Source organism: Frankia sp. QA3, from assembly GCF_000262465.1.
Classification (GTDB): domain Bacteria; phylum Actinomycetota; class Actinomycetes; order Frankiales; family Frankiaceae; genus Frankia.
On record NZ_CM001489.1, the window covers coordinates 4,706,449 to 4,721,744 of the forward strand.

The 15,296-nt window shown below is 75.5% G+C and carries 8 protein-coding genes and 1 tRNA gene; 8 read left to right on the plus strand and 1 reads right to left on the minus strand.

Going from position 1 to position 15,296, the window contains the following annotated elements; genetic code table 11:
* Positions 1-121: 121 nt before the first annotated feature.
* A tRNA-Arg gene (locus FRAQA3DRAFT_RS19365) sits at positions 122-194 on the minus strand.
* 1,099 nt (positions 195-1,293) lie between these two features.
* On the opposite strand from FRAQA3DRAFT_RS19365, the gene FRAQA3DRAFT_RS19375 reads away from it, so the two are divergent.
* The 8 genes from FRAQA3DRAFT_RS19375 to FRAQA3DRAFT_RS36160 form a co-directional block, all read left to right on the plus strand.
* Positions 1,294-3,054 carry a DUF4407 domain-containing protein gene (locus tag FRAQA3DRAFT_RS19375; protein WP_198286932.1) on the plus strand — a complete coding sequence of 587 codons (1,761 nt, stop codon included), beginning with the start codon at positions 1,294-1,296 and terminating at the stop codon, positions 3,052-3,054.
* The gene (locus FRAQA3DRAFT_RS19380) at positions 3,051-3,863 is read left to right on the plus strand and encodes a 4Fe-4S single cluster domain-containing protein (protein WP_009740745.1); all 813 of its coding nucleotides are present in this window, start codon (positions 3,051-3,053) and stop codon (positions 3,861-3,863) included. Before FRAQA3DRAFT_RS19375 ends, FRAQA3DRAFT_RS19380 begins: the two co-directional genes overlap by 4 nt.
* Positions 3,860-5,275 carry a hypothetical protein gene (locus FRAQA3DRAFT_RS19385; RefSeq protein ID WP_009740746.1) on the plus strand — a complete coding sequence of 472 codons (1,416 nt, stop codon included), beginning with the start codon at positions 3,860-3,862 and terminating at the stop codon, positions 5,273-5,275. The genes FRAQA3DRAFT_RS19380 and FRAQA3DRAFT_RS19385 overlap by 4 nt, the downstream gene beginning before the upstream one ends.
* Before the next feature lie 670 nt (positions 5,276-5,945).
* Positions 5,946-8,219, plus strand: coding sequence for an AAA family ATPase (locus FRAQA3DRAFT_RS31660; RefSeq protein WP_009740747.1), 2,274 nt, complete (start codon positions 5,946-5,948; stop codon positions 8,217-8,219).
* On the plus strand, positions 8,212-10,290 hold the full coding sequence (locus FRAQA3DRAFT_RS19395) for a hypothetical protein (RefSeq protein WP_009740748.1): 2,079 nt from the start codon (positions 8,212-8,214) through the stop codon (positions 10,288-10,290). Before FRAQA3DRAFT_RS31660 ends, FRAQA3DRAFT_RS19395 begins: the two co-directional genes overlap by 8 nt.
* Positions 10,284-11,417: a hypothetical protein gene (locus FRAQA3DRAFT_RS19400; protein ID WP_009740749.1), complete on the plus strand. Its 1,134-nt coding sequence runs from the start codon at positions 10,284-10,286 to the stop codon at positions 11,415-11,417. Before FRAQA3DRAFT_RS19395 ends, FRAQA3DRAFT_RS19400 begins: the two co-directional genes overlap by 7 nt.
* Positions 11,414-15,073, plus strand: a complete 3,660-nt coding sequence (locus tag FRAQA3DRAFT_RS19405) for a hypothetical protein (protein WP_009740750.1) — start codon at positions 11,414-11,416, stop codon at positions 15,071-15,073. The genes FRAQA3DRAFT_RS19400 and FRAQA3DRAFT_RS19405 overlap by 4 nt, the downstream gene beginning before the upstream one ends.
* Positions 15,074-15,077: 4 nt before the next feature.
* Positions 15,078-15,296 (plus strand): hypothetical protein (locus FRAQA3DRAFT_RS36160; protein WP_009740751.1); only part of this gene is annotated, 219 nt, incomplete at its 3' end.

Below are 15,296 nucleotides of genomic sequence, written 5' to 3' on the forward strand. Positions count from 1 at the left end.
GGATGCACATCGCGACGGTGCAGCCGAAGGCAGTACAAACCGCAGCACACGCGGGGCTGGAAGCGGCAGAGCCCCGCACCTTGGATGGGGGTGCGGGGCTCTGGCCTGTCTCAACCGTGCGTGCGCTCGGAGGGAATCGAACCCCCAACCTTCTGATCCGTAGTCAGATGCTCTGTCCGTTGAGCTACGAGCGCATGCCGGCCACCGTGGTTGCCGGCGGTGCCAGCTTACAGCACCGGAGGAGCGACTCAGGGGCCGCGTGAACGCGGGGCCGTCTGTAGTTCGTCCGATGCGATGGGTGAGTGACTGAGATGAGGTACCGTGCTCCTGCATGTACCCGAGGACGGTCCGCGGGTCACTCCGAGGCGGTCCCCTCGGCTCGCCAGAGGTGCCCGATGGCGCGGGAAGTCGGCGACGACGCAGCCCGCGGGGCCGGTCGAAGAGCGACAAGCTTGCTCTGCAGCGTCACGCAGTTGCGACAACAAGCATCAGGACGGTCGCTCCACGCACCAGTGCGCGTACTATGAAGAAGCTCTCGGGGGGAGCGATGCTTCGACGTCCCCATGAACCAGGACGTCGCGGCGCACTGGGACTCACGTTTCGTCCTCGCGGGTAGTGATCTTGTTGGCCCCTTGCGGACGGAACGGGGATGGCCAGGCCGCCTGAAGACGATCTTCCGCCACATCCACCCGACTTCGCGTACTGCACGGTCGCTCCCGCGGTCGCCGTCATTGGCACCGACGGGCTGCTGTCCTGGTCCGCGCCGGCCGCCGACGTCGTCGACATCGCCGGCCTGGGGCGTTTTCCTCCCACGGGGTCCGTCCCGGTCACGCTGACGGCGACGGGTCGCTACTCCCTGCGGGCGTCCGGGCCCACCGGCACGTCCCGGACGCGGACGAACCTCGTCCGGGTCATCACGCCGCCGGTCATCGCCCTGCTGGAGGTGCCGGCGCCGCCCCGGACCGGCATCGGCGGGTCCCCGCTGCTGGACCCGCTGGACCCACGCACGCGCGAGGCGCGCAGGCTGCCCGCCACACGTGCCCTGGGCCGGATCGCGCCCCTCCCCCTCTCGGCGGCACCCGCACCACCGGCCGGCGTCGGACCCATGGCCCCGCGCAACGCCTTCCGCACCAGCGGCGCCTCGCGTACCGGCCCGGCAACCGGCAACGGGGACGGATGGTGGCGTTCGGTGGGCGAACTGGCGGGCCACGTCGGTCTGCGGACGAACCCACCGCCATCGGGATGGTCACGGCGGGCGGCCGACGCATCACGGAGCGGGCGATCGGCTCGACCGTGGAGGTTCCGGGAGACGGTTGGCGCACCGCGGCGCGGGCGATCCGCCGGGCCGCGGACGTGGCGGGGGGTGAACGGGCCGTGAGCCGGTTCCTGCTCTGGCTGTCCGGCGCCGACCGGGAGCTCCTCGGCCGGCTGCGGCTCGACCGGGCCAAGTACGTGGGCGTGGGCAGCGCGGTGCTCACGACGGCGGCGATGGCCACCCTCTCGTCCACGTTCGCGCTGCGGATGGCGCTGAAGCTGCCAATCGTGGTCTGCCTGCTGGTCGGGCTCGGCTGGGGCCTGGCAATCATGGCGCTGGACCGCTGGCTGGTCGCGTCCGTGCAGCGTCAGGACCACTGGTACCTGAACGCGTTGCTCATGCTGCCGCGGCTGGTGCTGGCGATCCTCATCGGGCTGGTCATCTCGACGCCACTCGTCCTGCGCATCTTCCAGCCGGAGATCGACACCGAGATCACCCAGATGCACGCCGAGGACGCGGCGGCGTTCGAGCAGCGGATCACCACCGACCCGCGAAACCAGGAGCTGACGAGGCTGCGCGCCCAGCGCGACGCCCTGGTGAAGGTCGGCACCACCGGCGTGGACGTGAGCACCGACCCGGAGGTCGCGCCCCTGCAGAAGCAGATGGACGGGCTGCAGACCCGGCTGACCCAGGCGAACGCCGACGTGCTCTGCGAGAGTCTCGGCAACTGCCCGGGCCAGGAGAACAAGTCGGGCCAGGGACCGAACTACACCCTCAAGGTCTCCATCCGGGACGGCATCCAGACGCAGATCAACCAGCTCCAGCCCCGGCTCACCGCCGCCGTCGACGCCGCGCGGACCCGCCAGCAGGCCGGCCAGTCCAGCGCGACGGAGAACGCGAAGAACCAGCTTCCCGAGCTCAACGCCCGCATCGCCGCGCTGGAGACCGGGCAGCGCAACGACCGGGAGGCGTTCAACCGCCAGAACAGCGACAACACCGGGCTGCTCATCCGGATGGAGGCGCTGGACCGCATCACCAGCGATCCCGACCACCGCACCCTCGCCAACGCGCACCTGGTGCTGCTGCTGTTCATCACGGCGATCGAATGCCTGCCGATCATCGTCAAGTTCCTGATGTCCTTCGGCAAGCTGACCACCTACGAGAAGGTCGTCGCGATCGAGGAGCGCAACCAGCTCATCGCCGAGGAGGAACTGTCGGCGCGGCGGCGGGCGACCGTGCTCCTCGACAGCCAGGACGCCTACCTCGAGGCCCAGGTGACCAGGGAGGAGAAGGATCCGGCGATCGAACGGCTGGCCCGGCGGACGGTCTCGGTCCAGGAGGAGGTCGCGAACGCGGCGCTGGACGCCTGGCGCGACCGCGAGCTCGGCCGGATCCACGGCTCCCTCGACGACTACGTCGCCACGGCACCGCCGCCGGGCACGGGCAGCCTCCAGGTACCGGGCGATCCGGCGGTCCCGTCCGAGCGGACGCGAGGCTGGGAGACGGCCGTGGAGAAGCCGGCCGTTCGGCCCGGCCGGCCCGTGCCGTCGAAGCGGCCGGCGCCACCCACCCGGCCCACCCGGCCCGATCTCGCCGACCGGGTTCCCTACGACGACCTTCCCTACGACGGGGACGAGCCCACGGTCACGCCGGACTACGAGCCGCTGGCCCCCCGCTACGACCCGCCGCCACCCCGCCGTGACACCCTGGCCCTCCCGAGCGACCGGGCCCTCCCGAGCGACCGGGCCCTCCCGAGCGACCGGGCCCTCCCGAGCGACGACGACCGGCGGCTGGCATGACCGGCACCACGGTGCTGAACGTGGCCGCGACCAGCGCGGCGACCCGGGCGCTCGGGCCGGGGGTGCGGGCGGTGGTCTGGGTGCAGGGCTGCCCGTTCGACTGCCCGGGCTGCCTGGCCCCGGACTGGATCCCGGACCGGTCGGCCCGGCGGGTCGAACCCGCGAAGCTGGCCGCCGAGCTGCTCGCCGGAGCGCAACGCCTTGACGGCCTGACTCTGTCCGGCGGGGAGCCGATGGCGCAGGCCGAGGGGCTCGCGGCGCTGGTCCGCACGATGCGGGCGGCCGCCGCGGCGCGGTGGCAGCGGCCGTTCACCGTCATCTGCTTCACCGGATTCCGGCTGGAGCGGCTGCGGCGGGATCCCCCATCGGCCGGCGTCTGCGAGCTGCTGGCGCAGGTGGATGTGCTCATCGACGGGCGTTACGTCGCGGCGCTGGACGACGGCGTCGGGCTGCGGGGCAGCGCCAACCAGCGGGTGCATCACCTGACCGACGGGCTGCGCGACGCCGGATTCGACTTCGACGCCGGCCCGCGGCGGATGGAGATCCGGGTCGGCGACGGCTCGACTCAGCTCATCGGAGTACCGCCCCGCGGCGCACTGGCCACGGTCGACGCCGTCGTCGCCGCGGCGACGGCGCGCACCGCCGCGGGCACGCACGGCGCCGCGGGCACGCACGGCGCCGCGGGCACGGGCGGAACCGCGGGCACGGGCGGAACCGCGAGGACTACCGGGAACGCGACGGCGGCCGGGGCGACAGCGACCGGGACGCCGCAGGACGCACCAGGGACGACGGGGACGGTGGGGCGATGAGCGGCCGGAAGATCACATACGTCCGGGTGGAGGAGGGCGAGTGGCAGCGCACCCAGCAGGCGGCGGCGCGGCTGCGTGACGTCCAGGCCGACCTGCCGGCGCTGCTCGACGGGGTGCGGGCGGCGGCCCGTCAGGACGCCCAGCGGTCGATCGACGCGGTCACCGCCCGCCAGCGAGACGCCGAGCAGGCGATCAGCCGGCTGTCGGCGGACAACCGGCGCATCGAGCGGGAGACCGGCCGGCGGCTGGCGGAGCAGAGCGCGCGGATGATGGCCGCGATCGACGAGAACGCCGCGAGCATCCGCGCCGACACCCAGGCCGCGCTCGCCGCCCAGGAGCAGGCGCTGCGCTCCGCGATCGCCACCGAGCGCCGTACCCGGGAACGCGAGATCGCCCAGCTGCGCAGCGGGTTGAACGAGGTGCTTGCCGACCGGCAGCGCGCCCTCGACGTCGCCCGCCAGTGGCTCGCCGACGCCGACACGATCCGCGAGCTCATCGAGGCGCTGCCGCACGAGTTCCTCGCCCCGGGCCGGCTCGCCCCGCTGGAGCGCGAGCTCGCCACCGCCCGCGAGACCGCGGCGTCGGGGCTCGGCGAGGCCGCGCTCGCCGGTGCCCAGCGGGCGTATCACGGCCTGTCCGACCTGCGCATCGAGCTGGAGGAGGCCGACCGGGTCTGGCGGCTGGTGCACGGCGCCGCCCGGGAGGCACTGCTGGTCGTGCTCGCGCAGATCGAGAGCCGCGCGGTGTGCGCGGGCATCGACGAGCACGGCGAGGAGCTGGCGGACGTGCAGCTCGACGTCGACTTCTGGTCCCAGGGTGAGCTGACCGCGCTGCGGGCGGACCTGGAGGGGGAGCTGCGCCGGGTCGACGACGCGGGGACGCCGTTGTCGACGGCGGAGCTGCGCGCGCTGGTGGAGCGACGCGCCCCGGAGCTCTCCGATCGGCTCGGCGAGATCGTCGAGCGGGCCGGCCTCGCGCAACTCGGCTCGCAGCTTCGGGTGAACATCGCGGACGTCGTCGTGCAGACGCTCGTCGAGAACGGGTTCGAGCTCGCCGAGCACACCTGGGCGGGCGAGGACGAGCGCGGCTCCTTCTTCGCCAAGGTGGCGCATCCCGACGGTGGGGAGGTCGTCGTCGACGTGACGCCGTCGGCGAGCGACCCGTCATCGTCGGAGCTGCGGGTGCTGTCGTACGACGAGGACGCCGGCGCCGACGAGCTGCGCCGCGCCCGGGCCCGTGACCTCGCGGCGAGCCTGCGCGAGTCCGGCCTCGACAGCGGGGTGCCGCAGGAGACGGAGGAGGGTCCGGCGCCGCAGTTCCGCGACTTCGGCGCGGTCCGCGCGGGCACCGTTCTGCCCACCCCGGCGACGCCGGCCCCGGCGCGCACGGCCGCCACCGGCGGGACGCGGTAGCCGCGGGCCGCGCGACGGGGGACGGCGATGACGTCGAAGGCGGGAACGTCGGGCGGGCCGGGCGCAGGGGCGCCGGGTACGGGTACGAGGGCGGGCGAGGCGGGCGCCGGCGGGTCGGCGGGTACACCGTCCGGTCTGGCGGAGCGGCTCGACGAGGCCGTGCTGCTCGACGGCGGCCCGGTCGCCGTCCTGCACGGTCTGGGCGTCGGCGACGTCTTCGTCTGCCGCGACTACGGCGAGCGGGGCATCGAGGAGGCCCTGTGGGAGGTGCTGCACGCCCGCGGGTTCGAGCGCATCGCCTTCTGCTCGGCCCGCGACGCGCTGTACTACCGGGACGCGGCATCAGCCGTCATCGGCCGGCGCCGCCCGGCCGCCGCGCCGGCATCGGGAACGGCATCGGGAACGGGAACGACGCGGGCGGCGGGCGCCGCGGCCGGTGGGCGTGGGGCGCGGCGGCCCGACATGCGGTTCTTCTCCGGGCCGCAGGGCGACCGGATGCGGCTGCGGCTGCCCGGCGACGCCGACCCGGCGGCTGGCGCCGCAGGGGCCGCCGGGTCGGGCGCTGACGCGGCCGGCGGGGGCACGGCCGGTGGGGGCGACGGCCGGGGCGGACCCGGCTGGCGGGGGCGTGGCAGCCGGCGGCGGGGTGCCGAGGCGCCGGCGGTCGGGGATGCGGGATCCGTTCCTCGTCCGGATGCTCGACCAGTTCATGACCCAGGACGAGATCCGGACCGCGATCGTGGTGACGCGGATGGAGCAGTTCCTCCCCCATGTCGAGGACCGGCGCGCGCTGTCGGAGGCGTTCGGGCGCTGGACCGCGGGGCGGACCGAGAACCGCTGCCTGCTGCTGTTCCCGCAGCGGCGCCGCGAGGGCATCGTCGAGATCCTGCGGGAGGAGCGCGCCTACCGGACGCTCGCCGAGTACCTGGACGTGGCCGCGTCACGCCGTTCGGCGCCGGTGTTCGGGCGGGTCGGGGAGCCGCCGGTGGCCGAGCTGGAGCGCCTCGTCCACCTCGTCCGGGTGCGCCACGGGTTGCGCATCGACGACTGGGCGGGTCTGCCGAACACGCTGGCGGCGATGGCGGCCGAGTCCGAGATCGGCGCGGCCCGCTGGCTCGACGGGCTGACCGCGCTGGCCCGCTCCGACCTCCCGCTCACCGGTGAGCGGCTGCGCCGGGCCGGCCTGCTTTCCGGGGTGCTGCCCGATGGCCGCGACGTCTGGGAACGCCTGGACGAGCTGGTCGGGCTCGACCCCGTGAAGTCCTACCTGCGGGCGCTGGCACGGCGCGCGGCGCTGGACGCGGCCCGGCGGGACAGCGGCACCGACCGGGCCGAGCCGCGGGCGTTGCACCTGGTGTTCACCGGTCGACCGGGGACGGGCAAGACGACGGTGGCGCGCCTCGTCGGGGAGATCTACCGCGACCTGGGGCTGCTGCGCCGCGGGCAGCTCGTCTCCGCGGAGGTGTCCGATCTCGTCGCCGGCTACGTCGGCCAGACCGCCCAGAACACCAACCGCATCGTCGACGAGGCCCTGGACGGGGTGCTGTTCATCGACGAGGCGTACCGGCTGACCGAGCAGGTCGGCGGCTTCGGGCAGGAGGCGATCGACACCCTGCTGACCCGGATGGAGAACGACCGGCAGCGGCTCGTCGTGATCGTCGCCGGCTACCCGGGGAAGATCACCGAGTTCCTCGACGCCAACCCGGGGCTGCGCAGCCGGTTCCCGGCGTCCGGCGTCATCGACTTCCCCGACTACAGCCCCGCGGAGCTGGCCGAGATCGCCCTCGGGGAGCTCGAACGCGGCGGGTCGGCGTGGACGCCGGAGCTCGCCGACGTCGTCGGACAGGTGACCGAGGGGCTGTTCCGGACCCGCGACGACTCGTTCGGCAACGCCCGGGCCATGCGCGACCTGGCGTCGGAGCTGCGCGACTCCTGGTCGCAACGGGTGCTGCCGGACCATGTCGTGCGCCCGACGCCGGCGCAGCTCGCCGCGGCGCTGGCCACCCCGCTGACGCCGGCGGACCTGCCAGCCCGCTACCAGGTGCACGTGGCGCGCGAGGTGCCGCCGATCGAGGAGGTGCTCGCCGAACTCGACGGCCTGGTCGGGATGGCCGAGGTGAAGGACGTCCTGCGGGCGCTGGTGAACCGGCTGCGCCACCGCCAGCGGCTCGGCGCCACCGGGATCGTCGCCCCGCACATGCTGTTCCTCGGGCCGCCCGGCACCGGCAAGACGACGGTCGCCGGGCTGGTCGGCCGGATGCTGCGCAGCATGGGCCTGCTCACCCGCGGCCACGTCGTGGAGGCGACCCGGGAACGCCTGGTCGCCGGCTACCTCGGGCAGACCGCCCTGCGCACCGAGGAGCGTATCGCCGAGGCCGTCGACGGCGTGCTGTTCATCGACGAGGCGTACAGCCTGGCCCGCGGCGGCGAGAACGACTTCGGCCAGGAGGCGATCGACACCCTGACCCCGGCGATGGAGCGGCTGCGCGGCCGGCTGGTCGTCGTCGCCGCCGGCTACCCGGCGCCGATGGCGAACTTCCTGGCCCGCAACGAGGGGCTCGCCTCCCGGTTCACCGAACGGGTGCGCTTCCCGGACTACGCCCTGCCGGAGCTCGCCGAGATCCTCGACCGGATGGCCGCCGGCCAGGGTTACACGGTGTCGCCGGGAGCGCGGGCGGCGGCCGGGGCCTGGTTCGCCCGCCAGAAGGCCGATCACCCGCTCGACTTCGGCAACGGGCGGACGGTGCGCAACCTGCTCGGCGTCCTGGAGGCCGCGCTCGCCGACCGCACCCTCGCCCTGCCCGACGACACCGACCGCGCCATCCTCACGACCTTCCTCGCCGAGGACGTGCCCGCCGTGCCCGGCGCTCCCGGCGCCGCGGGCAGCGGGGGCGGCACCGCGCCCAAGGAACTGCGCCGGGCGGGAGGCCGAGCCGATGACTGACCCGCCGGTCGACGCCGGCTGCCCGGTGTGCCTGCGCCCGTGCCCGCCGGCAGGTGCCGCGGCGGCCTGCGCGACGTGCGGGTGGGTGCTGGCCGGTCCCCCGGTGCTCGGTGAGGTGACCGCGGCGCTCACCGCGGCCTTCACCGAGCGGCTCGACACCGCGCGCCGCCGCTTCGACCTGCTCGGCGTCGCCCGGGTGCTGGCACTACCGAACCCCGGCGCCCCGCTCGACCCCGGCCGGCTCACCGCGCTCGTGCGTGGCGGTGCCCCCCGGCCCGGCGAGCTCGACGCCGCCCGGGCCGCCGTCGCCGCTCGGGCCACTCCCGGCGCGGGCGCAGCCGCCGATGTCCTGGACCCGCTGGTCGCCCGGCTCGCGGACGGCACCCTCGTCGAGTTCGCGGTCGTCGAGTTCACCCCGGACGCGGTGCTGCTGCGGGTCCTCGACGCCGACGCGGCCGGCACGCCTCGGCTCGCCGGGGTGACCGAGCGCTGGGACTGGTCGGCGCTCCTGCCCGGGGTGTCCGCGGACGCGGACTGGCCCGAGACGCGCTGGCTACGGATGGCCGGTGGCCTCGGCAGCGACCGCGTGAACGGCGGCGGCGTGAACAGCGGCGGCGTGGGGCGGGGCGGGTGCCGGTCACGGGCCGCCGGGTGGGCGGCGGCGCTGCGCCCGGCGCTTGACACGCTGGCCGCCCTGGACCGGGCCATGCCGCTGGTGCTGCTGCGCCGCGTCGACGGCTGGTCGGCGGTGGACGCCGCGGAGGCCGCCCTCGCCGCGGCGGTGCCCGGTCGGGACGTGTCGCGCCGCGCCGTCGGCACCGGGCCGGGGCCGCTCGGCGAGGCGCTGCGCGCGGCCCCGGCCCGCCACGACCTCGCCCTCGTCGTCGCCGAGGTGGATTCGGGGACCCGGCTGGTGACGCTGGCCACCCGCCCGTTGTTCGCCGCCGGCACCCGGGTCACCCCCGGCGCCCCACCGCCGCGGCGCACGGTCGAGCTCGCCCTGCCCGGCCCGGCGGACGGCGGCTCACGGCGGGGATCGGGGCCGGGACAGCAGCATGGGCAACAGCAGCATGGGCAACAGCAGCATGGGCAGGAGCACGGGCCGGGACACGGGCAGGACGTGGTGACCCTCGCCGTCGTCGCGGGCCCCACGGCGGGGCCGCCGGGCGCATGGCTGCCGGTCGCGGCGGCGTCGCTGCCGCTGCCCGCCGGCACCGCGACGTCGGTCGAGGTCGAGCTCGTCGCGGCGGGCCGGTTCCGGTTCACCGCGGCGGGCCGGACGGCGGACGGCGCGGCGCCCGACTGGCCGGCGCTGCTGGCGCGCGTGCCCGCCAAGCAGGGCGCCGACCCCGTGGACGTCGTGTTCGGCATCGAGCTCGGCGGCGACGATCCGGTGGCGGCCACGGCCCGCCTCCGGCTCGCCGTCGACGTCGTCGAGCTGGTCGGGCGCGCCCACCCGGACCCGGGCGCCGTGCGGATCGGCGCGATCGGCTACGACGACCATGTCTTCGACGACACGAAGATCTGGAGGCGCCCGGTGATCCGGCCGGTGGCGTTCGCCAGCGCGGCGGCCGCGTCCCGGTCGCGGCTCGTCGACGAACTGGTGTCCCTGCGGCCGAGCCCTCGCCTGCACGCCTACGCCGCCCCGATCGAGGACGCCGTGCACGAGCTGGCCCAGCTGCCCTGGCGCGCCGGGGCCGCGCGCGTGTTCGTGACCCTCGGCGCCCTGCCGCCGCATCCCGCCGACCGGCACACCGCCGGCTCGCCGCGCTGCACCCGGAACTACGACTGGAGGACAACGATGGACACGCTGGTCGACACCCACGGCCTGCGTCGGGTGGCTGTCCGGGGCACTCCGGAGGTGGACCTCGACCGGGCCGCGCGCGACGCCCCGGCCCGCGCCGACGACGCCTGGCGGCACCTCGGCGCCGACGCACTGCTGGCCGCGGAGGCGACGGACGCCGCCCGGCTCGCCGAGGCGTGCGGCGTGCTGCCAGCGGTGTTCTCCCGGCCGCTGCCCGTCCCGCTCGCCGCCGGCCCGGCCGCCGGGACGGAGCGTGCGCCATGGTGACCCCGCCGTCCCGACCGCGGCCCGGCCCCGGCCCGAAGCCGGGCGGCCCGCCGAGCTACGACTTCCGGCTGGGCCTGTGGGGCTCGTCCGGCAGCGGCAAGACGACGTACCTGGGGGCGCTCGCGCTCGCCGCCGACCAGGCCAGGGGGCGAAGCGTCACATGGACGCTCACCAGCCGGCACACCGACGCCCTGTCGGTGCTGACCGAGCTGACCCACGACCTGACCGTGCGGCAGCGTTTTCCGGCGCCGACCCAGTCGATCACGGAGCTGAAGTGGTCCCTGCTCGGGGAGCGGCTGGCGTCCCGGCCGGCGAACTCTTCGAAGAACAGCTGGGGCGGGCGGGGCGCCGGGCGGCCGGCAACACCGCAGGCGGCGGCCGGCAACCAGAGCATCGAGATCAACCTGGAGCTGCTGGAGGCGCCCGGGTACCTCGTCGACGACAACAAGTGGCGCGACCCGGACGAGGACCCGCTGGAGTTCGACGACCTCGACTTCGACGCGCCCGAACCGGAGCCCACCGGCGGGATGGCCGGTGACATCGCCCGCCTGGTCGACCACCTCGCCCGCTGCAACGGGATCATCTACCTGTTCGACCCGGAGCGGGAGGACCGCGACGGCGACGCGTTCCGGCACTTCAACGCCACCCTGACGGAGGTGCAGGCCAGGACGTTCCGGGACGGTCGGATGATCGGCGCCCGGCTGCCGCACCACTTCGCCGTCTGCGTCACCAAGATGGACACCCCGGCGGTGCTGGAGCTGGCGATGACCCGCCAGGAGATCGAGCAGCTCCGCGAGTCCAACGGCCCGATCAAGCTCGGCTCCGAGATCGCCGAGGGCCTGGTCGACCGGCTGTGCCGGGAACGGCCGAAGGGCGGCGCACGGCACGTGCGGGACGCCATCGACAACCGGTTCCTGCCGGAGCGGGTCCGCTACTTCGCCACCTCCGCCGTCGGCTTCTGGATCGGCCCGGACGGCAAGTTCGACCCGGCCGGCTACGAGAACGTCCTGGTGGACGGCGCCGGGGTGCGGATCCGGGGCTCGGTGCGGCCGATGAACGTGCTGGAGCCGCTGGTCTGGCTGGCGGAGTGCATCCGCAAGGCGCAGCGAGCGGGCCTGCCGACGTGAGCAGGCCCGCGCAGACGACCGGCGCGGTGGCCGTCCCGGTGGACTGGGCGGTGTTCGGCAAGGAACGCGGGCAGCGCGACGACTACGGGGTGCTGCGGGCGAGCGCGTTGCGGATCCGCCGCGGCACCTTCGACCGGCTCGTCCGCCAGTACTCCCCCGGCTCGCCGACCGGCCCGCACGCCGACACCCCCGCGGCGCTGCCGTGGGTCACGTTCAGCGGCACCGGCATCAGCGGCGTGCGGTACATCGGCGTCGCGATCTGCCGCTGGCCGCGGGCGCCGCAGGACGACGTCGACGCCTTCGGCCGGACGTTCGTCACGACCTGGTTCTTCTGCCTGCCGTTCGAGGACTTCCACCGCTACTTCGGCACGTACGGGGCGCTGTACGACGCGGTGCGCGACGTCCGCCCGGACACCGACGGCGCCGAGCTGCACCTGCCCCGCCCCGAGCCGGACCCGGCGGTCCCGGCCGAGTACGGCGCGTTCGGCCCGGCCGAGCGCCTGGCGCTGGTGCGCCACCACCCGCAGGCGGCGGGGGTCGCGGCCCGCCTGCTCGACGGCGCGGTGACGCTCACCCATCCCGCGCACCAGCGTCCCCCCTCGATCGAGGACCGGATCAGGTTCTTCGACGCGGTGTGCGCGCTGCTGCCCGCCGGCATCCAGGGCATCCTGCCGGCGGGCACCTGGGCGGACTGGCGCACCGAGCACCAGCTCCGGCTCGTCTACGGCAGCCGGGAGGGCAGCGACGTCCTCGATCTCGGGACCGACCCGTCCACCGCGGTCAGCCCGACGAGCAACGCCAGGCGCTACCTCGCGCTGCTCGCCTGGGGCGACGACGACGCCGAGCTGACCCGCCGGCTCACCACGCTCGCCGCCCGCCCGGCCTGGCTCGACCCGGACCGCAAGCTCAGCTTCCACCAACCCGGCACCATCCTGGCGACCCTCGGCCTGATCAGGGCGGCGGAGCTGGCCCGCAGCTACGACACGGGCAGGATCACGCTGGGCGCGTTGGCGACCGAATGCCTCGCCCTGCCACCGGAGGCGGACGCCGACGGCCACCTGGTGAGCCTCCTCATCCGCGCCGGCGGCGAGGCCCAGCTTCCCGCGATCGAGCGTCTGTGGTCCCGGGCCGCCCTGGACGCCTGCGTCGAGCGGTGCACGGCGCTACTCGCCAGGACGGGGGCGGGCAGGTCCACCATGCTCACCGAGCTGCTCCGGTACGCCGCCGAGCAGCGGCCGACGCTGCTGCCCGCGGTCGTCGCCCGCATCCTGCTGGACGGCACGCGCGGCCCGGCGGCCGATCCGGCGGGCCGGTCCATCGCCGAGTGGACCGATGCCGGTGCCGGTGGCGAGGACGCCGACGGGGAGGATCGCCGCCTGGTGCTGCACCGCGCCCTGCAGCTGGTGCGTGACCACGCCGGCCCCGGCGCCGGGGAAGGCTGGGACGAGGTACGCCGGGTGCTGGCCGAGGACGGGCGGCTCGCCGTCGAGCTCGCCCACGTGCTGATCCGGAACCCGCGGTCCCTGGGCTGGGACGACCGCCGCGATCTCACCGCCTGGCTGGACTGGGCCGAGGACGGCGGCGGGCCGGCCGCGGCGGCGCTCGCCCCGTACCGGATCGTCCTGGGGCCCGGCGCCGATCACCTGCGGACCGAGCAGGTCGCGGAGCTCGCCGAGGTCTGGCCCGTGCCCACCGGTGGGGACGCGGGCCCGGTCCGGGCCGACCGGCACGTGCAGAGCCTGGTCTGCCTCGCGGCGCGGGTGGCGCCCGGCACGGGTGTGCCGCGTGCCGTCCTCGAGTGGGCCCGGGGCGTCGCACCGCTCGGTCGATCCCGCCACGAGAGCTGGCGGACGTTCCTGGCCGGCGGGAACCTGCGTCTGAGCGAGCCGGAGCGCCGCGGCCTGCGGGAGGCACTGGAACATCGGCCGTCCCGGCGTGACGGCCGGGCGCACGAGCTTCTCCCGCGCGGCGGTGCCTTCGCCGGCGATCGGCCGTCCCCGACCGGTGGGCCGGACGGCTCCGCGGATCCGCCCGCAGCGGGCTGGGCGGACTTCCGGCCGGTCGCGGCGGCGGCGCGCTGGACCGCGTCGCAGGACGGCGACGCGACATCGAGACGGCTGGCCTGGTACCGGCCGCCGGCCGCCGACACGGCGTTCTTCGCCGACAGCCCGGACCGCGTCGCCGTCGCCGGCCCGAGCCGTCCCGGCGACGAGGCGTGGTCCTGTTCCGTCGCGTACGACGATCTGGCGACGGCGGGCTGCGGACTGCGCGAGCTCCACCGCGCCGTGCAGGCCGCGTCACCCGCGGCGCAGGGCGCCGACGAGTATCTCGAGCTGCCCGCGCTGGACGTGGCGGAAACGGTCGCGAACATCGAGCGCTTCGGGTTCGCGCAGGTGGCCGCCGCGGCCGCCCTGCTGCTCGACGGCCCGCTGAGCGTGCTGCTGCGCCACGATCAGGTCGAGCTCGACGATCGGCTCCGCTTCGTCGACGCGGTCCTCGCGCTGCTGCCCTTCGGCGTCCGGTCGACCATGTCGGTCGCGAGCCTCGCCGCCGCCCCGCCGACTCTCGCCCGTCACCGGCTGACCTTCGCCGCCTACCCGCCGCCGACGTCCACCGACCGCCATACCGTCGTCTGGTCCCCCCACCCCGCTGTGGCTCCCCCGCTGCGCTCGGGCCTGGCGCGCCTGTACTTCCGGCTGCTGGTCCTGACCCGATCCCGGCTGCTCGACCCGCCGCGGCTCGTCGAGAGCCTGGCCCACGCCGGGGACCCGATCGACCTGGAGCGGCCCGAGACCGTCTCCCGGGTGGCCCGCCTGGACCTGCCCGCCCTCCGCGCGGCCACCGACGTCACCACCACCCCGGAGCTGCTGAAGGCACGCGAGGCGCTGAGCGGGCGCGTCCCGTCAGGGCCGGGCGCCACCAGCACGGTCGAGGTGAACGCGCTGGCCACGCTGCTGGCCGGTGGCGGGCTGGCCGATCTCGAGCTGGCCGGCCGGTACGCCGACGGCCTGCGGATCGGCGGGCGCCTCGACGAGATGCTCGTCAAGTTGCTCGACCGCTGCGACGGGTCGTGGTCGGCGCTGTCCGTCGGCACCATGATGCTGCTGCGCCGGGGCACCGACAACGAGCCGGCGCCGCCCGTCGTCCAGGCGCTGCGCCGCGTGCCGGCGGTGGCGCTGGACCTCCTCGCGGAGCTGGCCCTGTGCGGTGAGCCGCTCCCCCAGCTGCGGTGGTGGATGGAGGCGCTCGACCCCGCCGGTCGCAACTCCTCCCTCGCCCCGTTCCGCGCCGTGGTCTACCCCTCCGAGCTCACCGGCCTCCCCGACTGGTTCGCGGCCCTCACCGGACGGCCGGAGGCCCAGCAGGCTTTCGTCCACTTCGTGCACCTACGCAGCCCCCATCACGGTCAGGAACTGCTGGCGGAGCTGGCCGCGGCACCGGCACCGGCGCCTGGCCGGCAGCCGTCCTGGCTCAGCCGCGCCGCCGGCGGACTGCGCCGCGGGCGGTCCGCGCCCACGGGCGAGCCGCCTGCGCCGGACCGGGAACGCGACGGCGGTCGGCGCGACGACACCCCCGGGGACCTGATCCGGGACGAGTTCGAGGGGCAGGCGCAGTGGAGCCGGCCCGGCTATCCGGCGTCCGGCGGGGGGCGGTGAGGCGATGAGCGGGGGGCTGTTCGGCGGCGTCGACGTCGGCTCCGCCTGCACGAAGATCGCCACGGCCGGGCCGGACGGAGCAGGCGGCGGGTACGAGGCGGTCGAGGTCACCGCGCTGCACTGGTCCTACGGCCGGCCATTCGTGGGCCGCGCCGCCCTGGACCTGGCCGCCCGCGACGGTGCGCGGCCGGTCGGCGGGTTCGTCGCCGCGCTCGGCCGGCCG